This is a genomic window from Staphylococcus sp. SB1-57, assembly GCF_017086425.1.
Lineage (GTDB): Bacteria > Bacillota > Bacilli > Staphylococcales > Staphylococcaceae > Staphylococcus > Staphylococcus warneri_A.
On the sequence record NZ_CP070964.1, the window covers coordinates 2,164,693 to 2,186,276 of the forward strand.

Here is a 21,584-nt window from a genome sequence, read left to right on the forward strand (position 1 = left end):
TATTGAAACTATTGGCGTTTAAGTGCTAGATATAGTTTGATGAGTACTTCTTGATAGAGGTCGTCTTTTTCAAAATCATTTTGAGAAATGTAATTAATTCTACCCACAATAAAAGAATTGAATTGTTGAAGGATAGCTTTTAATTCTAAATCTATTTTTTGTGACTTTGATAATAATACTGATTGCTGTTTTATGTTGTTATTCTTTTGTGTCATACCATAGTTGCCTTTCAAAATTTTAAGGCTATTTTATATGAAACACTTTCTAAATAACAATGTTGCAAAATCAGTCTTTTTTGTGGTTTCCTCTTCGTATTTTTTCAAATTCTGCAAGTATGTCTTCTGATAGCGGAATTCGAGTTCTTGGCTTTGTTTCTGTAATATCTTCGAGGGATTTACTCACCGTTATTTGATTTTCTCTCAAATCTCTCCACATTTCTCTTGAAGATACGCGATAAGCGCCTGAACCAAAAATAGCATGTTGTTCGCTCATATCACTCGTCACAACTGTAATATGCGTTGTATGTTTATCGTATAATTCATACACATATCGTTCAATAAAACTATCTGCCGTTTCCTTTTCTTTAGTAAATAGTGTTTTCACGCCATGGTACATATATTCTCTTTCTATGCCGGATTGTTCGTAAGCATCAAAGACACAAACAATTTCATCGGCAATAACAGCATTATAGTTTGCAATCGCATCAATGAGTTGTTCTCTCGCCTCTTCTAAGTTTTCCTTGGCAATTTTACTTAACGTTGGTGATTGGCCAATCATGTTATACCCATCAATTATTAAATAACGTTCTTTCATTATTTATTTCCGTTCGAGTGTCTTTTACGGAATACCTCATACATCATTAAACTAGCAGCAACAGATGCATTTAAACTATTCACATGACCGACCATAGGAATTTTAATATAAAAATCACATTTATCACTTACTAATCTACTCATACCTTGCCCTTCACTACCAATTACAATTGCTAATGACATATCAGCTTCTAAGTCTCTATAATCTGTTGCGTTATTCGCTTCTGTACCAGCGACCCAAAAACCGTTGCTTTTTAATTCATCAATGGTTTTGGCTAAGTTTGTTACTCTAATCACTGGCACATGTTGAATTGCACCTGTAGATGCTTTAGCAACCGTTTGAGTTAATGAAACAGAACGACGTTTAGGAATAATCACGCCATCAACACCTGATGCGTCAGCCGTTCTTAAGATTGATCCGAGATTATGAGGATCTTCTAATCCATCTAGTATGATAACCGTAGATAAACCATCTTTTTCTTTTTGTTGCTTTAAAAATTGATCAAAATCTGCATATTCATATGGTGCTACTAATGCTGCTACACCCTGATGAGGTGCAGTTGATAAGAAATCTAATTTGGATTTTGGTACTGTTTGTACTATTAGTTTTTGATCTTTTGCATTTTTTAAAATATCGTTAATTTGTTGTTTTTTTATACCGTCTTGAATCAAAATTTTATTTATAGAATGACTTGAAATAATGGCTTCCTTTACTGCATGTCTACCAACAATGACTATATCTTCCACGTACTCACGACCTCTCGTTAACTATTTCTATGATTTTATTTAGTAATGCTTTCAATCGTTCTTCTCTATGTTCTAGATACAAAAAGCCAATTACCGCTTCTAATGCAGAACTTTTACGATACGTTTGAACGTCTGTATTTTTAGCTTTAGTATAACTTTTGGCATTGCGCCCTCTTTTTAATATATCCATTTCTTCTTCAGTAAACCATGCCTCACCAATAAGTGTTTCAAGTGTCTGTGCTTGGCTTTTCGCTGACACATATAACTTAGACATTTGATGTAATCGATTGGGTTTACTTCGTAATTTGAGTACGATATATTCTCGAACATGTTGATCTAAAACGGCATCTCCCATATAGGCTAATGTTAACGGGTTCAGTAATTTAATATTCATATTATCCACGTTTAAATCTAACACCTTGAGGTGTATCTTCTAAAATAATATTTTGTTCTTTTAAATGATCTCTAATTTCATCAGCACGTGCGAAGTCTTTATTTTTGCGAGCTTCATTTCGCTCTTCTATCAATTTTTCAATTTCTTCGTCCAATAGATCATCTTGTTGGTTTCCTTTTAGCGGGACTCCTAAGACATCACTGAATATTTGATATACTTCTTTAAATTTAGCAATTACGTTTGTAGATGTTACGTTTTCTAAAACATATCGATTCGCTGATTTAGCCAAATCATACCATGCTGTTACTGCATTAGCAGTGTTAAAGTCGTCATCCATTACTGTTTCAAAGTTTTCTAAAATTTGATCAATTTGATTGATATATTCTTCCTGATTATCTATATCTGTCGCGATAGCTTCTCTTTCTTCGATAAGTTGGTAACTATTTCTAATACGTTCAAGCCCACTTTTAGCAGCGCTCACAAGTTCTAAATTATAGTTGATTGGGCTACGATAATGAACACTAATCATAAAGAATCTTAATACATCTGGGTCAATTTCTTTGATAATATCATGTACTAAAATAAAGTTACCTAATGACTTACTCATTTTTTCATTATCAATATTGATAAAGCCATTATGCATCCAATAGTTAGCAAATGGTGCATGGTTATGTGCTTCAGATTGTGCAATTTCATTTTCATGGTGAGGAAATTGTAAATCTGATCCACCTGCATGAATATCAATAGTTGGGCCTAGTTCATGAAATGCCATAACTGAACATTCTATATGCCAACCTGGACGACCTTCTCCAAATGGACTTTCCCAACTAATTTCACCTGGCTTAGCCTTTTTCCATAAAGTGAAATCAAGTGCATCTTCCTTCTGATCGCCAGCTTCAATACGTGCACCTACTTTTAAATCATCAATTGATTGGTGACTTAATTTACCATAGTCTTTAAATTGACGAGTTCTGAAATAGACATCGCCATTACTTTCATAAGCATATCCTTCATCCACTAATTTTTTGATGAAATCAATAATCTCATCCATATGATTCATAACTCTTGGATTTGATGTTGCTTTTTTAACATTCAGTGCACCTACGTCCTCATAGAATGCCTTAATATATTTATCTGCAATTTCAGGAACACTTTCGTTTAATTCTTTTGAACGTTTGATTAATTTGTCGTCGACATCTGTAAAGTTGGATACATATACCACTTCATAACCTTTATATTCAAAATATCTACGCACAACGTCATAATTTATCGCCGGTCTAGCATTCCCAATATGAATATAGTTATACACGGTTGGACCACAAACATACATTTTAACTTTACCTGGTTCTATTGGTTCAAATGTTTCTTTTTGACGTGTTAACGTATTATATAATGTAATCATCTTGAATCTCTCCGTTTCTTGTTTTTTCAAGTTGTCTTTCTAAGTGTTTAATTTGTTCAAATAATGGATCAGGTAAATTACGATGATCGAATGTTTTACCAATACGTTTACCATCTTGTTTTACAATATGGCCAGGTATACCTACAACTGTAGAATAACTTGGTACTGATTGTAACACTACTGAATTCGCACCTATATTTACGTTAGAACTAATTTGAATATTGCCTAAAACCTTTGACCCAGCTGCGATAAGGACATTATCCCCGATATCTGGATGTCTTTTACCTTTTTCTTTACCAGTCCCACCTAAAGTTACACCTTGATATATCGTTACATTATCCCCAATCGTGCACGTTTCACCAATCACTACGCCCATACCATGGTCGATAAATAAACGTTTACCAATTTTAGCTCCAGGATGAATTTCAATACCTGTAAAAAATCTTGATATTTGTGAAATAGCTCTGGCAGCTACATAACGCTGATTATTATATAATTTATGCGCAATCAAATGACTCCATACCGCATGTAATCCTGCATATGTTGTAACAACTTCAATAGTTGAGCGTGCCGCTGGATCCTGTTCAAACACCATTTTTATATCGTCTCTCATTCTTCTTAACAAAACATTCTCCCCCTTAGCTTTACAACTAATATTAGTTCTTTAATTTGTATATTTGAATAAAATAAAAAATGCACCTCTAACTTTTGGGTTAGAGGCGCATAAGCACGGTTCCACTCTTCGTTCAGTAAATCTTTGTATATACATCAATTCAATGTATTATATCACATAAATTTACTCTCATTTAATCCATATATAATTTAACTAGCAAAGGTGCATTCATTAATTTCCATGTTGTGCTCGCAGCCACCGCACACTCTCTGCATCATGTACTATTTAATTACTAATCCTTTGTTTTAATTCACTTATTACATTCAATATTATGTGTTAAATTATAATTTTTCAAGTGTGAATTTCAACTTTTTTGATTTTATCAATATGCTTAGATATATTCTTTCAAACGTGATAATATTTTATCTTTACCAAGCACTTCAATTGTATTCGGTAATTCAGGACCATGCATTTGTCCTGTAACCGCAACACGAATTGGCATAAACAATTGTTTACCTTTAATACCAGTTTCTTTTTGTACTTCTTTAATCGTTTTTTTAATTTCCGCTGCTTCGAATGGTTCAAGTGCTTCTAATTTGCCATATAAGTGTGTCATTAGTTCTGGCACTTGTTCGCCATTGATTACTTCTTTTTCCTCTTCACCAAATTCAGGCATGTCATTGAAGAACATTTCTGAAAGTGGAACGATTTCACCAGCATAACTCATTTCTTTTTGATATAAAGCAACAAGTTTACGTCCCCAATCTAAATCTTCTTCAGAAGGGTTTTCTGGGATTAAGTTAGCTTTAATTAAATGTGGTAGTGCTAATTCAAATACTGTTTCAGTATCTTTTTGTTTCATATATTGGTTATTAACCCATGCTAATTTTTGTTTATCAAAGAATGCAGGTGATTTAGATAATCGTTTTTCGTCAAAGATTTTAATGAATTCTTCTTTAGAATAAATTTCTTCTTCACCTTCAGGTGACCAACCTAATAATGTAATAAAGTTAAATAACGCTTCTGGTAAATAACCTAAATCACGATATTGCTCGATGAATTGTAAAATTTGTCCATCACGTTTACTTAGTTTCTTACGTTCTTCATTAACAATAAGTGACATATGAGCAAATCTAGGTGCTTCCCATCCAAATGCTTCATAAATCATTAATTGTTTAGGCGTATTTGAAACATGGTCATCACCACGTATAACATCACTGATTTCCATGTAATGATCATCTATGGCTACGGCAAAGTTATATGTTGGCACACCATCTTTTTTCACGATAACCCAGTCACCCATATTATTTGAATCAAATGAAATTTCACCTTTAACCATATCATTAAAAGTATATGTTTTATCTTTAGGTACACGGAATCTAATTGATGGTTGACGACCTTCCGCTTCGAATTGTTGACGTTGCTCTTCTGTTAAGTGAGCATGTTGACCACCGTATCTTGGCATTTCTCCACGTGCAATTTGCGCTTCACGTTCTGCTTCCAATTCTTCTTCAGTCATATAACATTTATAAGCTTTATCTTCATCTAATAATTGCTTAATAAGTGGGTTATAGATATCTGCACGTTCAGATTGACGATATGGTCCATAACCTTTATCTTTATCAACTGATTCGTCCCATTCTAATCCTAACCATTTTAAGTTATCGAATTGTGAAGATTCGCCATCCTCTAAATTACGTTTACTATCAGTATCTTCAATACGCACTACAAAATCGCCACCATAGTGCTTAGCAAATAAATAGTTAAATAAGGCAGTACGTGCATTACCGATATGCAAGTATCCTGTTGGACTTGGTGCGTATCTTACTCTTACGCGTTCACTCATTTTATCCACTCCTGTAGTTTTTAATTATCGATATTTATATATTGTAACAATATTCATTCAACTTTCCTTATTGAATATGTAACGAATGTTTATCTATGATTTAGTTTTTATGATAAATATAATGTCTATCTGTCAAACATGAATCATTGATAATACAAATTGTGTCAGAAACAATTGTAGCACTTCTACGCTACTTTGATAAGTTACTAGCCTTCATTTTTCGTGTATTCATACTACTAGGTTTTCAACTCGTTTCACATGAAACTGATTTTCCATATACAATAATCATTCTTCCGTTATTTCATTTAAGTTTTTAGCAAAGACAATACGTCCTGATGATGTTTGTAATAAACTAATAACTTCTAAATCAACATGTTGTCCTATCAATTTCTTAGCATTATCAACAACAACCATAGTACCATCGTCTAAATAACCAACTCCTTGACCTGGCTCTTTCCCCATCTTAGTAAGTAAGATATTTAAATGGTCTCCTTGGTGTACATTGGGTTTAATCGCTTCAGATAAATCATTAACATTTAACGCACTTATTCCATGTACGTGACAAACTTTATTAAGATTGAAATCTGTTGTAATAATATGTGCATGATACTGTTTTGCTAATTTAATCAACAAAGTATCTATATCACTATGTGATTTTGTTGGGTGTATTACACGTGTGGGATATTCTAAATCATATATTTGATTCAGTTTATCTAAACCTCTTTGTCCTTTTTCTCGTTTAACACTATCATTAGCATCAGCGATGACTTGTAGTTCATTAATCACACCTTGTGGAATAAGTACCTCTCCGTCCATAAATCCACATTTCATAATATCTATAACTCTCCCGTCAATAATGGCACTTGTGTCGATGATTTTAGGGATTGCTTTAAATGAATGTTGAGACATTGAACGTGAGATGTTTTCTGGCAAAAACATAAGCATTTCGTCTCTCTTTTTTAAGCCAAATTGAAAGCCAAAATAACATAAAATCATTGTAATAATAATTGGAATAAAATGATTTAAAACTGAATTCCCTATTAATTCTAAAATAAATGAAATCATTACAGAGATTAGTAGTCCAATAATTAAGCCAATTGTAGCAAATAATATTTCTACAGCACTACGCTTCATGATTGTATGTTCTAACTCTTTAAAAGCAAATGTAATTTGTTTGATAAAGAAACCAAAAATAATAAAAAATACAATAATCCCAATGAGTCCGTCAATATAATGATTCGTCAAAATTGGAAATTGGTTAAATCCTAAATCGTTCACAACTTCTGGAATAATAATGATTCCTAAAGTCGCACCAATAATCATATAAATAGCTACAACCATTAATCTTAATGGGTTCATTTTTTACCCCCTCTCTTTCAAATCATTTATGAATTAAATGCGTATTTTAATGCTTCGTGTACTGATGAAACGCCTACTACTTTAATACCTTCAGGGAAAGTCCAACCACCAATATTAGTTTGTGGAATAATAACTCTCTTAAACCCTAATTTAGCCGCTTCTTGCACACGTTGTTCTATTCTAGCAACCCGCCTTACTTCTCCTGTTAGACCTACCTCACCAATAAAGCAGTCTAAGCCGTCTACAGCTTTATCTTTAAAGCTTGAAGCTGTAGCGACGATGATACTTAAATCAACTGCAGGTTCAGTTAATTTTACGCCACCAGCAACCTTAATATAAGCATCTTGTTGTTGTAGTAGATAATTTTCTTTTTTCTCTAAAACTGCCATTAATAGGCTTAAACGATTGTGATCGATACCAGTAGCCATACGACGTGGATTATTAAATGTAGTCGGTGTTACAAGCGCCTGTACTTCAATAAGTAGTGGTCTTGTACCTTCCATAGTTGAAACAATTGTTGAACCTGGCACGTTAGTTGAACGTTCTTCTAAAAACATCTCTGAAGGGTTCAGAACACCCTTAAGACCACTCTGTTTCATTTCAAATATTCCCATCTCATTTGTCGAACCAAAACGGTTTTTAACTGCTCTTAGTATTCGATAAGCATGATGTTCATCACCTTCGAAGTACAATACAGTATCCACCATATGTTCAAGTAATCTTGGTCCAGCAATTTGACCTTCTTTTGTAACATGTCCAACAATAAATGTAGCTATATTCATTTGTTTAGCTATATTCATTAAACTTTGCGTACTTTCTCTAACTTGTGACACAGACCCTGGTGCAGAACTGATTTCTGGATGGTATATCGTTTGGATAGAGTCGACGACTAGTAAGTCCGGATTAATGTCTTTAACTGTTTGATAGATGACTTCTAAATCTGTTTCAGCTAATACTTGTAATTGACTTGAATCTTCTTCTAAACGATCTGCACGTAATTTGGTTTGGTTAATTGATTCCTCACCTGTTATATATAAAACATTTTTAGATTGTGAGAGTGAGGCACAAATTTGTAGAAGTAACGTGGATTTCCCAATTCCTGGATCTCCGCCTATTAACACTAATGATCCATTGACAATCCCTCCACCAAGTACACGGTTAAATTCTTTAGATTCTGTAAGAATACGTGGTGTTGATTCATTTTTGATACTATCTAATGTTTGTACTTTTCCTGCTGCTTCTTTAGATTTAACACCATGTTTAGGGTTGGCTGCTTTTTCTACTATTTCTTCCATCTGGTTCCATGCACCACAATTAGGACACTTTCCCATCCATTTTGGAGATTGATAGCCACATGCCATACATTCGAATATTATCTTTTTCTTGGCCAATTTCGCACCTCCGTTATATTTAAGAACAAATCTATTTTAAACTGACACTTTCATAATGACAAATTAAATGTTAATGCTTTAATTAATTTTTTAAAAGTATTCATAATTCAATTCGATAAAGTCATTTTTTCGTAATAATATGTAAATTTTAATTTTTATTAATTAATGCTTTTCTACAATTATCAATAAAGACAATTATATATCACTAGCATTGATTTCTATTATGTCACAACTCAATTTAGTAATCATTGGAAATATTAGAATAATAGTGTTATCGGAATATAAATAAAGAGGTGGGAATACTTCAGTTCCCACCTCTTATAGCATAATAGAGTCTATAATTGTTTACGCTTCAGTAGAAGCCTTATCTACTTTTCTATCTTGAATATCATATTTAAATGCTTCACCATCATGGTCCACTGTTACTTCTTTACCTTCCAATTGATTTCCATCTAAGATTAATTCACTTAGATTATCTTCAACTGTTTTTTGAATTGCACGAATCAATGGTCTTGCGCCATATTCTGGGTCATAACCTTCTTCAGCAATTTTTTCTTTGGCTTTTTCAGTAACTTTGATATTAATATTTTGTTCTGATAAACGCAATGTTAATTTATTCACCATCATAGTGACGATTTCTTTAAGTTCATCTTTAGATAATTTATGGAAGACAATAATATCATCCACACGGTTTAAGAACTCAGGACGGAAAGCATTTTTAAGCTCTTTCATCATTGTTTTACGTATAGATTCATAGTCTTGACCATCATCTGCACCACCAAAACCAGCAAAACGTTGGTCTTGTAATTCTTGTGCACCAACATTGGATGTCATAATGATAACTGTATTTCGGAAATCAACTTGACGTCCTTTAGTATCAGTTAAATGACCATCATCTAAAACTTGTAAAAGTATATTAAATACATCTGGATGTGCTTTTTCAATTTCATCAAATAGGATAACTGAATATGGTTTACGTCTTACTTTTTCAGTTAATTGACCGCCATCATCATGTCCAATATAGCCTGGAGGGGCTCCGACTAAACGACTGACAGCATGTTTTTCCATAAACTCACTCATATCAACCCTAATCATAGCATCATCTTCACCAAACATTGACTCTGCTAAAGCACGGGCTAATTCAGTTTTACCTACACCTGTAGGCCCTAAGAATATAAAGCTACCAATTGGACGTTTAGGGTCTTTCAAGCCTGCTCTTGCTCGTCTAACAGCTTTACTGATGGATGTAACGGCATCTTTTTGACCAATAACTCTATGATGTAGTGTATCTTCTAGATTTAGTAAACGGTCTGATTCTGTCTCATTAATTCTAGTTAATGGGATACCTGTCCAACCCGCAATAACTTCAGCAATATCTTCTTCTGATAATGATGTACTCACCCCATCTTGTGAGTTTTTCCATTCATTTTTAGCTTCTTCGTATTGTTTTTCTAATTTTGTTTGTTTATCTCTTAGGTTAGCTGCATTTTCAAATTCTTGTGCATGGACAGCTGCATCTTTTTCATTTTTTACTTTTTCAATTTGTTGTTCAATTTCTTTTAAATTATTAGGTGTTGTATGACTCTTCAATCTTACTTTTGAACTTGCTTCGTCAATTAGATCAATCGCTTTGTCTGGTAAGAAACGATCTGATACATAACGATGACTTAATTTAGCAGCCGCTTCTAAAGCTTCATCTGAAATATTGATACGGTGATGTGCTTCATAACGATCACGAAGTCCTTTTAAGATTGATACAGTGTCTTCAACTGTAGGCTCATCAACTTGAATAGGTTGGAAACGACGCTCTAAAGCGGCATCTTTTTCAATGTTTTTACGATATTCGTCTAACGTTGTGGCACCAATACATTGTAATTCGCCACGAGCTAATGCCGGTTTGAGGATATTTGAAGCATCTATAGCACCTTCAGCGCCACCTGCACCTACTAATGTATGCAATTCGTCAATAAATAGAATCACATTACCAGCCTGATGAATTTCTTCCATTACTTTTTTCAATCGTTCTTCAAATTCACCACGGTATTTTGTACCAGCTACAACCGTACCCATATCTAGTGACATGACACGTTTGTTTTTTAGTGTTTCGGGCACTTCATTGTTCACTATTGCTTGAGCTAATCCTTCCGCAATTGCTGTTTTACCTACACCTGGCTCACCAATTAATACAGGATTATTTTTAGTACGACGACTAAGTACTTCTATAACTCGAGTAATTTCTTTGTCTCGACCCACAACTGGATCTAATGTGCCATCTTTAGCAATAATTGTTAAATCACGTGCTAAACCATCTAATGTTGGTGTGTTATTAGATTTATTTGCTTGAGCGTTTTTATTACTCATTTCTGGACTTCCTAATGCTTTAACCACTTGTGCACGTGCCTTTGTGATATTTAAATCAAGGTTAGCAAATACACGTGCTGCTACACCTTCATTTTCCCGGATTAAGCCAAGTAAAATATGTTCTGTTCCAACAAAGTTATGATGTAGCTTACGTGCTTCATCCATTGATAATTCAATCACTTTTTTAGCTCTAGGTGTATAGTGTAATGTTGCCATAGGTGCTTGACCATGACCAATTAGTTTCTCAACTTCTTCAATAACTTTATCCTCTGTAATATTAAAACTTTCTAATACTTTTGCTGCGATACCTTCAGGTTCTTTCATTAGACCTAATAAAAGATGTTCTGTTCCAATATTTGAATGGTTCAATCGAATTGCTTCTTCTTGTGCATGAGCCAATACTCTTTGTGCACGTTCAGTTAATCTACCAAATAGCATATGATTTGTTACCTCCTATTTTATATGTTCTCTTAAAACATTCGCTCTCTTTTCATTGACTGGTGTTTCATCCTCTTCATCAAATAAAAATGGTGTTTGAATTCCTACCATCAGTTCATTGAATTTAAAATTATCTAGTTTGATATAATTTAAATCTATGCCTAATTTAACTTCACTCAATCGATAAGATGCTTCTTCCATAGTGATAAGCCTGCTATTTTGCAGTATTCCTAATGAACGATAAACTCTATCTAACGTTTCTAAATGTTTATGTTTATCTAATCTTGATCGAATTTGAAGTTCTTCATTTATAATTTGATTGATTACTTCTGTTAAATTCTCTATGATTTCTTCTTCTGTTTTCCCCAATGTTAATTGGTTTGAAACCTGGTAAATGTGGCCATAAACTTGTGACCCTTCACCGTATATTCCTCGAATGGTAAAACCAAATCGATTGATTGTTTGTGCTATACCTGACATTCTTTTCATGATAGAAAGACCTGGCAAATGCAACATCACACTTGCTCTCATACCAGTTCCTATATTAGTAGGACATGTTGTTAAATAACCTAGATGTTCATCATAACTGATATCGAGTTGTTGATCGATTTCATCATCTAACGTCGACGCTTCTTTATACAATCTTTCTAGAGATAAATCTGTACCTAGCGCTTGAATTCTAATATGATCTTCTTCATTAATCATGACACTGATTGATTCATCATCATTTAATAGAACGGCCGATGCTGGTTGTTTAATCAACTCTGGACTCACTAAATGTTTAGCTACTAATTTCATTTTATTTTGTTGGTCCATCATGTCTAGTCTTTTCAAAGTCATGTTGGGTAATGCATCTTGCACTTCATTTATTACTCTAAATCCATCTTGTTCTGTCGGAAACATGAGTGGATGAACATGATTTTCAAGATTTCTTGCTAAGCGAATTCTTGAAGAAATGACCACTGGTGCTTCTTTAGTCGTTTTCATCCACTCACTAATGTTAGGTTCTAAGTCACTCATCCTGTTGCACCTCGCTCTCATCACGTAGCGATTTAATTTCGTCTCGAACAATGGCTTCCTGTTCAAAATCTTGTTCATCTATTAATTGTTGTAAAAATTGTTTCTTCTCTTCGATTTTCTTTTTAAGCGCAAGCTTATGATAAGAAGATTGAGGCACTTTTCCAACATGTTCATACTGACCGCCTTGCACACGTCTTACTATGTCTAAGATGTCATCCTTGAATGTTGCATAGCAATTGGAACAACCAAATTTGCCTACATGTGCGATGTCTTTTAACGTCATATGACAAGTTGGACATCTTTTTTCTTCCTGAAATGCCATTTCTTGAAAATTAATACCATGTTTAGTCGCTAAATGTTGTAATATTTGCTTTACAACAAATGCTTCTTCTATATCATCTTGATGATGATAGGATGATTGCTCTTGGTGCGTCCATGGGTTATCACCTTGCGCACAAGTACTACATACCCATTTTTCTTGCACACCATCTTTACTTTTAACTGTTAATTTAACTTCAGCTTCATTTAAATGGCAATTTTCACAAAGCAAAAAGCAACACCTCAATTCTTCTAGTAGTAATTTATGACAGGTAAAATTCTTTTAAGAATATTTGCTCTAATAATATCTCGAGATACAATATCCATTTTTAACGTTTCTCGATCAATAGCAGCAATAATCATTTTTGCTTCTCTTTCATTTACAAGTCCCTTATCTAACAAGCCATCTATTAAATAAAGTGCTTGTTGTTGGGATATTGAAGGACCTATTAATTGAAGTAAATGATTAATATAACCTGTTTCATCTTTGTTTTCAATTTTCGTGATTCGGATGTAACCACCACCACCACGTTTACTTTCTATTTCGTAACCATGCTCATTTGTAAATCTCGTTTTAATCACATAGTTTAATTGAGAAGGGACGCAGTCAAAACGTTGAGCAATATTTGCTCTTTGAATTTCCACCACATCTTCATTGGTTTCTTCAAATAAATGTTTAATGTACTGTTCTATGATGTCGGACATATTATGCATGATTATCACCTCTTTTTGACCTTCTTTGACTATATTATATGACCAACTTTGACCATTTTCAATTAATTTGATTTTAAATTTTTAAATTTTATGATGTTAGCGCTTATTTTTTATTGTATGATAGACAATAGAATAAATTAAAGGAATGAAAAAACATGCACATTCTCATAGGGATTATTGGAATTATTTTCTTTTTAGCACTCGCGTACTTATTTAGTTCAGATAGAAAGAATATTCGTTGGCAATATGTTGGATTATTATTAGTAATTCAATTAATTTTCGCCTTCATTTTATTAAAAACAAATATTGGTATTACAGTCATTGGTGGTATTGCTAATGGTTTTGGTTATTTACTATCTAAAGCAGCAGAAGGCGTTAACTTCGTTTTCGGTGGTTTTAAATATGTAGATCCTAAAAATCCACCATTTTTCTTTAACGTTTTATTACCAATTGTATTTATTTCAGCATTAATCGGTATCTTACAATACACTAAAATTTTACCATTTATAATTAATGTGTTAGGTTTCCTGATTTCAAAAATCAATGGTATGGGACGTTTGGAATCATACAATGCAGTAGCAGCAGCAATTTTAGGTCAATCTGAAGTATTTATTTCTTTAAAACAACAACTTCCTTATATACCTAAACAACGTTTGTATACATTAACTGCATCTGCAATGTCTACTGTATCTGCTTCAATTATTGGTGCTTATTTCACATTAATTGAACCGAAATACGTCGTAACAGCCGTTGTATTAAACTTATTTGGTGGTTTCATTATCGCTTCAATTATTAATCCTTATAAAGTTAATGAAGAAGATGATAAATTATTAGTTGCCGAAAGTGAAACTAAAAATCAATCTTTCTTTGAAATGCTTGGGGAGTATATTTTAGATGGATTTAAAGTGGCAGTCATCGTAGGCGCGATGTTAATTGGATACATCGCAATCATCGCGTTACTTAATGGTTTAGTAAGCGGTGCTTTCAGTTTACTTTCAGGTGGTGCAATCAAATGGGATTTCCAAACTTTAATTGGATTTGTTTTTGCTCCATTTGCATTCTTAGCAGGTGTACCATGGAACGATGCGGTTCAATCAGGTTCTGTTATGGCAACTAAATTACTATCAAATGAATTCGTTGCAATGCAGGCATTAGGTAAGTTAAATGGCATTTCAGAACATGCTAAAGGTGTTACTTCAGTATTCTTAGTATCATTTGCTAACTTTAGCTCTATTGGTATTATTTCTGGTGCTATTAAATCATTAAATGATAAAAAAGGTGACGTTGTTGCAAGATTCGGATTAAAATTATTATTCGGTGCGACATTAGTATCATTTATTTCAGCAGCAATTGCTGGATTCTTCATTTAATGAACAAAGGCAATGTATGATTGGGTATTTAAACTCAATCATACATTGCCTTATTTTTATTTTTGAATCATATGGTTAATAAAATAGTCCGTTACACGATAATCATCTGTTAATTCAGGATGGAATGATACCCCTAAATATTTATCTTGCTTAACAGCAACGATTTTATCGCCAATTTCACTTAATATTTCAACATGGTCAGCTACTTTCGCAATATGAGGTGCTCTAATAAAAACACCTTCTATATCCGTAGCGATACCTTTAATGTCTAATTCTGATTCAAAGCTATCTACTTGTCTACCAAATGAATTACGTTGAACTGTAATATCCAATTTATTTAAATAGCCTTCCTCACCTTCAACATCACTAGCTAGTACGATTAAACCAGCACAAGTACCAAACATAGGTAAATCTGATTGCTGAAGCTTTTCTTTAAAACCATATAAATCCATTAACCTTCTTAATGTTGTTGATTCACCACCAGGTAAGATTAAACCATCGATATCATCTAATTGTTCTACTTTTTTAATTGCGATACCTTCATGACCACTCAATTCTATATGACGAATATGTTCACGAACTGCACCTTGAAGCGCTAATACACCTATTTTCATATATTACCAACCACGCTCTTGCATACGTTCTTCTAATGAAATTTGGTTAATGTCTAAGCCTTTCATAGCAGTTCCTAATTCGGCAGCTAATTTACCAATTAGCTCATAATCTTGATAGTGTGTCGTAGCTTGAACAATCGCTTTAGCGAATTTTTCTGGATCCTCAGATTTGAAAATACCTGATCCAACAAATACACCATCTGCACCTAGTTCCATCATTAAAGCAGCATCTTGAGGTGTTGCAACGCCACCTGCAGCAAAGTTAACAACTGGTAATCTACCATTATCTTTGATTTGTTTTAAAACTTCATATGGTGCTCCGATATCTTTAGCAAATGTCATAATTTCATCATCATTCATAACAGTCAATCGACTCACTTCAGCATTAACTCTTCTCATATGTCTTACTGCTTCGACAATATTGCCCGTACCCGGTTCTCCTTTAGTTCTTAACATAGCAGCCCCTTCGCCGATACGACGAGCAGCTTCACCTAAATTACGACAACCACATACAAAAGGTACTGTGAATTGATCTTTACGCAAATGATATTCTTCATCAGCAGGTGTTAGTACTTCTGATTCATCAATATAATCCACACCCATTGCTTCTAATACACGAGCTTCTGTAATATGACCAATTCGTGCTTTAGCCATAACTGGAATAGATACAGCATTCATAACTTCTTCAACAATTTTAGGGTTAGCACTACGTGCAACACCACCAGCTGCTCTAATATCAGAAGGTACTCGTTCTAATGCCATAACTGCAACAGCACCAGCTTCTTCTGCAATTTTAGCTTGTTCCGCATTGACAACATCCATAATAACGCCGCCTTTTTGCATTTCAGCCATTCCTCGTTTAACTCTTTCAGATCCAACTATTTTAGACATAAATTCTACCCCTTTACTTCTTGATTAAATTAATTGTAAAGGATAAACTGATATTTAAAAAGGTTCAATTTATTTATTATAAAGGAGGTCAGATGAGTGAAAGAGAAACAATCACTGTATATTGATTTATACGAAAAGTTGAAAAAGCAAATTATAGAAGGTCAATATCAGTCAAATGACAGATTCCCTTCAAAACGTCAATTAAGTGAGCATTTATCTTTAAGCCAAACAACTATTGAACACGCCTATCAATTGTTATTGGATGAAGGGTTTATATACTCTAAACCACGATCAGGTTATTACGTCTCCGATATCGAATCATTACCTGTACTACCCAAACAATATGTTGTGCCCACAACTACATACAACAATAATGAAAATTTGGATGAAGATAAAGAACATTATGCTTATTCTTTTAACTTATCAGAAATCGACGCAGAATATTTTCCCTCACATTTATTTAGAAAATATGCAAAAGATGTATTTGAAGATAATCAGTTTGAACTATTACAAAGAGGAAATAATCAAGGTGAATTTGAATTAAGACAACAAATTGCGCATTATTTATTCAGCAGTAGAGGAGTAACATCTCATCCAGATCAAATCATAATAGGATCTTCAACAGAACAATTATTAAATATGTTAACTGATATACTCGAAGATGCGTCATTTGCTATAGAAAAACCTAGTTATCCTCCGATTAAACAAGTATTAGATAAAAAGAAATTCAACTATTTACAAGTCCCAGTCGAGAAAAATGGTATACAAACTCATCCTATTTTATCATCGGATCATAACATAATTTATATCACACCTTCACACCAGTTTCCTACTGGCCATGTTATGAATCTAAAGAAAAGAACCCAACTCATCAACTGGGCTCAACAACAAGATAATAGATACATTATCGAAGATGATTATGATTCAGAATTTAGATATTTTGGTAAACCTATCCCTGCATTACAGAGTCTTGATTCACAGGATAAAGTCATTTATCTTAGTACCTTTTCTAAATCTATTTATCCAAGTTGCAGAATTGCATATATTGTATTACCACCGAAATTGTTAGAACAATATCATCATTATCATTATAAAGAAGCCAATACAGCTCCAGTTCATATCCAAAGAATGATTGCACAATTTATGAGTAGTGGTAGTTTTGAACGTCATTTAAATAAAATGAGAAAAATTTATAAAGAAAAGTTGCAATTTATTTTAAATGCTTTGTCACCATACGAAAATCAGTTGAAAGTTGACGGTGCACTTACAGGTATGCATTTTACTCTAACTGTTTTAAACGGATTAAATATGGAAGAATGTTTACAACGCGCTAAAAAGCATTCACTGAAATTACACCCCTATGAATTTGAAGAAAATACAAGTTCAACTCCAAAATTCATTATAGGTTTCGGTGGTATTCCTAAAAACCAATTAACTTCCCATACAGAAACACTCATCAATACGTTAATTATAAAGTAACACTTCTTTTTCTTTTGAAAAAGTTAGTGTTACTTATGCAATTGACGTTAGTCTATTGTATTCATAATTAACTTGAGGGATATAATTAAAGAGAAATGGATAAACTGACTCTTTTTATTTTTGGGCATAAAAAAAGAGACCTTGCGGTCTCAATTATATTTGCCTGGCATGGGCTATTGTTCTTAATAGCTCATGCTATTAAGTAAGTAAAACATGTGATTTTCAATCACTGTTTTGCTTTAGAACGTTAGTCTGCTACCTTCGGCGCTAAGGAGCTTTTTCAACTTGAGAGAAATGCGCTTATACTTCTTCATTTTCATCTCTCCCTTACTCACTTAGCTCGACTAAGCTCGTTGCGCTCATTCTTCAATTCATCGTCTAAACGCATTTGCTCTGCGTTGACTTTCTTTTTTGGGCATAAAAAAAGAGACCTTACGGTCTCAATGCGGCTCATCGCATCCTATTATTTGCCTGGCAACGTCCTACTCTAGCGGAACGTTAGTCCGACTACCATCGGCGCTAAGGAGCTTAACTTCTGTGTTCGGCATGGGAACAGGTGTGACCTCCTTGCCATTGTCACCAGACAAATGGAATGTATTATACATTCAAAACTAGATAGTAAGTAAAATGATTTTGCGTCGCAAAACATAAATTTTGATTAAGTCTTCGATCGATTAGTATTCGTCAGCTCCACGTGTCACCACGCTTCCACCTCGAACCTATTAACCTCATCATCTTTGAGGGATCTTATAACCGAAGTTGGGAAATCTCATCTTGAGGGGGGCTTCATGCTTAGATGCTTTCAGCACTTATCCCGTCCATACATAGCTACCCAGCTATGCCGTTGGCACGACAACTGGTACACCAGAGGTATGTCCATCCCGGTCCTCTCGTACTAAGGACAGCTCCTCTCAAATTTCCTACGCCCACGACGGATAGGGACCGAACTGTCTCACGACGTTCTGAACCCAGCTCGCGTACCGCTTTAATGGGCGAACAGCCCAACCCTTGGGACCGACTACAGCCCCAGGATGCGATGAGCCGACATCGAGGTGCCAAACCTCCCCGTCGATGTGAACTCTTGGGGGAGATAAGCCTGTTATCCCCGGGGTAGCTTTTATCCGTTGAGCGATGGCCCTTCCATGCGGAACCACCGGATCACTAAGTCCGTCTTTCGACCCTGCTCGACTTGTAAGTCTCGCAGTCAAGCTCCCTTATGCCTTTACACTCTATGAATGATTTCCAACCATTCTGAGGGAACCTTTGAGCGCCTCCGTTACCTTTTAGGAGGCGACCGCCCCAGTCAAACTGCCCACCTGACACTGTCTCCCACCACGATAAGTGGTGCGGGTTAGAAAGCCAACACAGCTAGGGTAGTATCCCACCAATGCCTCCACGTAAGCTAGCGCTCACGTTTCAAAGGCTCCTACCTATCCTGTACAAGCTGTGCCGAATTTCAATATCAGGCTACAGTAAAGCTCCACGGGGTCTTTCCGTCCTGTCGCGGGTAACCTGCATCTTCACAGGTACTATGATTTCACCGAGTCTCTCGTTGAGACAGTGCCCAAATCGTTACGCCTTTCGTGCGGGTCGGAACTTACCCGACAAGGAATTTCGCTACCTTAGGACCGTTATAGTTACGGCCGCCGTTTACTGGGGCTTCGATTCGTAGCTTCGCAGAAGCTAACTACTCCTCTTAACCTTCCAGCACCGGGCAGGCGTCAGCCCCTATACATCACCTTACGGTTTAGCAGAGACCTGTGTTTTTGATAAACAGTCGCTTGGGCCTATTCACTGCGGCTCTTCTGGGCGTTAACCCTAAAGAGCACCCCTTCTCCCGAAGTTACGGGGTCATTTTGCCGAGTTCCTTAACGAGAGTTCGCTCGCTCACCTTAGAATTCTCATCTTGACTACCTGTGTCGGTTTGCGGTACGGGCACCTGTTATCTATCTAGAGGCTTTTCTTGGCAGTGTGAAATCAACGACTCGAGGAAACAATTTCCTCTCCCCATCACAGCTTGACCTTATGAGTGCCGGATTTGCCTAACACTCAGTCTTACTGCTTGGACGTGCAATCCAATAGCACGCTTCGCCTATCCTACTGCGTCCCCCCATCGATTAAAACGATACTAGGTGGTACAGGAATATCAACCTGTTATCCATCGCCTACGCCTGTCGGCCTCAGCTTAGGACCCGACTAACCCAGAGCGGACGAGCCTTCCTCTGGAAACCTTAGTCAATCGGTGGACGGGATTCTCACCCGTCTTTCGCTACTCACACCGGCATTCTCACTTCTAAGCGCTCCACATGTCCTTGCGATCATGCTTCGACGCCCTTAGAACGCTCTCCTACCATTGTCCTACGGACAATCCACAGCTTCGGTAATATGTTTAGCCCCGGTACATTTTCGGCGCAGTGTCACTCGACTAGTGAGCTATTACGCACTCTTTAAATGATGGCTGCTTCTAAGCCAACATCCTAGTTGTCTGGGCAACGCCACATCCTTTTCCACTTAACATATATTTTGGGACCTTAGCTGGTGGTCTGGGCTGTTTCCCTTTCGAACACGGACCTTATCACCCATGTTCTGACTCCCAAGTTAAATTGATTGGCATTCGGAGTTTGTCTGAATTCGGTAACCCGAGAAGGGCCCCTCGTCCAAACAGTGCTCTACCTCCAATAATCATCACTTGAGGCTAGCCCTAAAGCTATTTCGGAGAGAACCAGCTATCTCCAAGTTCGATTGGAATTTCTCCGCTACCCTCAGTTCATCCGCTCACTTTTCAACGTAAGTCGGTTCGGTCCTCCATTCAGTGTTACCTGAACTTCAACCTGACCAAGGGTAGATCACCTGGTTTCGGGTCTACGACCAAATACTAAACGCCCTATTCAGACTCGCTTTCGCTACGGCTCCACATTAGCTGCTTAACCTTGCATCAAATCGTAACTCGCCGGTTCATTCTACAAAAGGCACGCCATCACCCATTAACGGGCTCTGACTACTTGTAAGCACACGGTTTCAAGTTCTCTTTCACTCCCCTTCCGGGGTACTTTTCACCTTTCCCTCACGGTACTGGTTCACTATCGGTCACTAGAGAGTATTTAGCCTTAGGAGATGGTCCTCCCAGATTCCGACGGAATTTCACGTGCTCCGTCGTACTCAGGATCCACTCAAGAGAGTATATATTTTCGACTACAGGATTATTACCTTCTTTGATTCAACTTTCCAGATGATTCGTCTAATATATACTTTTGTAACTCCGTATAGAGTGTCCTACAACCCCAACAAGCAAGCTTGTTGGTTTGGGCTCTTCCCGTTTCGCTCGCCGCTACTCAGGGAATCGATTTTTCTTTCTCTTCCTCCGGGTACTAAGATGTTTCAGTTCTCCGGGTCTGCCTTCTGATATGCTATGTATTCACATATCGATAACATGACATAACTCATGCTGGGTTTCCCCATTCGGAAATCTCTGGATCAACGCTTACTTACAGCTCCCCAAAGCATATCGTCGTTAGTAACGTCCTTCATCGGCTTCTAGTGCCAAGGCATCCACCGTGCGCCCTTAATAACTTAATCTATGTTTCCATCCTACAGGAAACGCGTTATTAATCTTGTGAGTGTTCTTTCGAACACTAGCGATTATTTCTTATGAATTCAAGCTTTAAAACTCTAATTCACTCGGTTTTGCTTGGTAAAATCTATTTTACTTACTTATCTAGTTTTCAATGTACAAGTTCTATTTCCAGTCAAGCGTTTGCATACTGCTTTGTTATCATTACTTTAAATACCCATTTACTCTAGTAAACTTCGCTTTA

General features: G+C 35.7%; 17 protein-coding genes and 2 rRNA genes. 2 read left to right on the forward strand and 17 right to left on the reverse strand.

The annotated features are described in order from the left end of the window. Positions 1-8: 8 nt before the first annotated feature. From JX000_RS12190 to JX000_RS10785, 13 genes are all read right to left on the reverse strand, one after another. On the reverse strand, positions 9-215 hold the full coding sequence (locus tag JX000_RS12190; RefSeq protein WP_002451209.1) for a hypothetical protein: 207 nt from the start codon (positions 213-215) through the stop codon (positions 9-11). A 70-nt stretch (positions 216-285) separates the two neighbouring features. Then, positions 286-813 (reverse strand): NYN domain-containing protein, encoded by a 528-nt coding sequence (locus JX000_RS10730; RefSeq protein ID WP_002451208.1) that lies wholly within the window; start codon positions 811-813, stop codon positions 286-288. Continuing rightward, a complete protein-coding gene (gene rlmB, locus JX000_RS10735; RefSeq protein ID WP_206140696.1) occupies positions 813-1,559 on the reverse strand; it encodes a 23S rRNA (guanosine(2251)-2'-O)-methyltransferase RlmB in 747 nt (248 codons plus the stop codon). The genes JX000_RS10730 and rlmB overlap by 1 nt, the downstream gene beginning before the upstream one ends. A gap of 4 nt (positions 1,560-1,563) precedes the next feature. After that, a complete protein-coding gene (locus JX000_RS10740; protein WP_037552091.1) occupies positions 1,564-1,953 on the reverse strand; it encodes a Mini-ribonuclease 3 in 390 nt (129 codons plus the stop codon). Position 1,954: 1 nt separating this feature from the next. Then, positions 1,955-3,355, reverse strand: coding sequence for a cysteine--tRNA ligase (cysS, locus tag JX000_RS10745; RefSeq protein ID WP_206140697.1), 1,401 nt, complete (start codon positions 3,353-3,355; stop codon positions 1,955-1,957). Next, positions 3,339-3,968 (reverse strand): serine O-acetyltransferase, encoded by a 630-nt coding sequence (cysE, locus tag JX000_RS10750; RefSeq protein WP_171970107.1) that lies wholly within the window; start codon positions 3,966-3,968, stop codon positions 3,339-3,341. Before cysE ends, cysS begins: the two co-directional genes overlap by 17 nt. 391 nt (positions 3,969-4,359) lie before the next feature. Continuing rightward, the gene (gene gltX, locus JX000_RS10755; RefSeq protein WP_206140698.1) at positions 4,360-5,814 is read right to left on the reverse strand and encodes a glutamate--tRNA ligase; all 1,455 of its coding nucleotides are present in this window, start codon (positions 5,812-5,814) and stop codon (positions 4,360-4,362) included. A gap of 285 nt (positions 5,815-6,099) precedes the next feature. Further along, entirely contained in the window at positions 6,100-7,173 is a 1,074-nt protein-coding gene (locus tag JX000_RS10760) for a PIN/TRAM domain-containing protein (protein WP_002451202.1), read from the reverse strand. A 26-nt stretch (positions 7,174-7,199) separates the two neighbouring features. Further along, complete coding sequence (gene radA, locus JX000_RS10765; protein ID WP_002451201.1) at positions 7,200-8,564, reverse strand: DNA repair protein RadA; 1,365 nt, start codon at positions 8,562-8,564, stop codon at positions 7,200-7,202. 345 nt (positions 8,565-8,909) lie between these two features. After that, a complete protein-coding gene (locus tag JX000_RS10770; RefSeq protein ID WP_002451200.1) occupies positions 8,910-11,363 on the reverse strand; it encodes an ATP-dependent Clp protease ATP-binding subunit in 2,454 nt (817 codons plus the stop codon). Positions 11,364-11,378: 15 nt separating this feature from the next. Further along, positions 11,379-12,383: a protein arginine kinase gene (locus JX000_RS10775; protein WP_002451199.1), complete on the reverse strand. Its 1,005-nt coding sequence runs from the start codon at positions 12,381-12,383 to the stop codon at positions 11,379-11,381. After that, complete coding sequence (locus tag JX000_RS10780) at positions 12,376-12,933, reverse strand: hypothetical protein (RefSeq protein ID WP_002451198.1); 558 nt, start codon at positions 12,931-12,933, stop codon at positions 12,376-12,378. Before JX000_RS10780 ends, JX000_RS10775 begins: the two co-directional genes overlap by 8 nt. Positions 12,934-12,953: 20 nt before the next feature. Then, positions 12,954-13,415, reverse strand: coding sequence for a CtsR family transcriptional regulator (locus JX000_RS10785; RefSeq protein WP_002451197.1), 462 nt, complete (start codon positions 13,413-13,415; stop codon positions 12,954-12,956). A 155-nt stretch (positions 13,416-13,570) separates the two neighbouring features. Here JX000_RS10785 and JX000_RS10790 point away from each other — a divergent pair, with 155 nt between their 5' ends. Next, positions 13,571-14,785, forward strand: a complete 1,215-nt coding sequence (locus JX000_RS10790) for a NupC/NupG family nucleoside CNT transporter (RefSeq protein WP_002451196.1) — start codon at positions 13,571-13,573, stop codon at positions 14,783-14,785. 56 nt (positions 14,786-14,841) lie between these two features. On the opposite strand, the gene pdxT is transcribed toward JX000_RS10790, so the two are convergent. Further along, a complete protein-coding gene (gene pdxT / locus JX000_RS10795; protein WP_002451195.1) occupies positions 14,842-15,399 on the reverse strand; it encodes a pyridoxal 5'-phosphate synthase glutaminase subunit PdxT in 558 nt (185 codons plus the stop codon). A gap of 3 nt (positions 15,400-15,402) precedes the next feature. Then, a complete protein-coding gene (gene pdxS, locus JX000_RS10800) occupies positions 15,403-16,290 on the reverse strand; it encodes a pyridoxal 5'-phosphate synthase lyase subunit PdxS (RefSeq protein ID WP_002451194.1) in 888 nt (295 codons plus the stop codon). A gap of 96 nt (positions 16,291-16,386) precedes the next feature. Between pdxS and pdxR the strand changes: the two genes are divergently transcribed. Continuing rightward, positions 16,387-17,769 carry a MocR-like pyridoxine biosynthesis transcription factor PdxR gene (gene pdxR, locus JX000_RS10805; protein WP_206140699.1) on the forward strand — a complete coding sequence of 461 codons (1,383 nt, stop codon included), beginning with the start codon at positions 16,387-16,389 and terminating at the stop codon, positions 17,767-17,769. Positions 17,770-18,238: 469 nt separating this feature from the next. Here the strand turns inward: pdxR and rrf are convergent. Together rrf and JX000_RS10815 are read right to left on the reverse strand one after the other, a co-directional pair. Further along, positions 18,239-18,353: ribosomal RNA gene (gene rrf / locus JX000_RS10810) — 5S ribosomal RNA — on the reverse strand. A 70-nt stretch (positions 18,354-18,423) separates the two neighbouring features. Further along, positions 18,424-21,345: ribosomal RNA gene (locus JX000_RS10815) — 23S ribosomal RNA — on the reverse strand. Positions 21,346-21,584 lie beyond the last annotated feature (239 nt).

Coding starts and splice junctions, on each gene's coding strand:
- JX000_RS12190 (WP_002451209.1), bottom strand. CDS start 215: ATGACACAAAAGAATAACAACATAAAACAGCAATCAGTATTATTATCA.
- JX000_RS10730 (WP_002451208.1), bottom strand. CDS start 813: ATGAAAGAACGTTATTTAATAATTGATGGGTATAACATGATTGGCCAA.
- JX000_RS10740 (WP_037552091.1), bottom strand. CDS start 1,953: ATGAATATTAAATTACTGAACCCGTTAACATTAGCCTATATGGGAGAT.
- cysS (WP_206140697.1), bottom strand. CDS start 3,355: ATGATTACATTATATAATACGTTAACACGTCAAAAAGAAACATTTGAA.
- cysE (WP_171970107.1), bottom strand. CDS start 3,968: ATGAGAGACGATATAAAAATGGTGTTTGAACAGGATCCAGCGGCACGC.
- gltX (WP_206140698.1), bottom strand. CDS start 5,814: ATGAGTGAACGCGTAAGAGTAAGATACGCACCAAGTCCAACAGGATAC.
- JX000_RS10760 (WP_002451202.1), bottom strand. CDS start 7,173: ATGAACCCATTAAGATTAATGGTTGTAGCTATTTATATGATTATTGGT.
- JX000_RS10770 (WP_002451200.1), bottom strand. CDS start 11,363: ATGCTATTTGGTAGATTAACTGAACGTGCACAAAGAGTATTGGCTCAT.
- JX000_RS10775 (WP_002451199.1), bottom strand. CDS start 12,383: ATGAGTGACTTAGAACCTAACATTAGTGAGTGGATGAAAACGACTAAA.
- JX000_RS10785 (WP_002451197.1), bottom strand. CDS start 13,415: ATGCATAATATGTCCGACATCATAGAACAGTACATTAAACATTTATTT.
- JX000_RS10790 (WP_002451196.1), top strand. CDS start 13,571: ATGCACATTCTCATAGGGATTATTGGAATTATTTTCTTTTTAGCACTC.
- pdxT (WP_002451195.1), bottom strand. CDS start 15,399: ATGAAAATAGGTGTATTAGCGCTTCAAGGTGCAGTTCGTGAACATATT.
- pdxS (WP_002451194.1), bottom strand. CDS start 16,290: ATGTCTAAAATAGTTGGATCTGAAAGAGTTAAACGAGGAATGGCTGAA.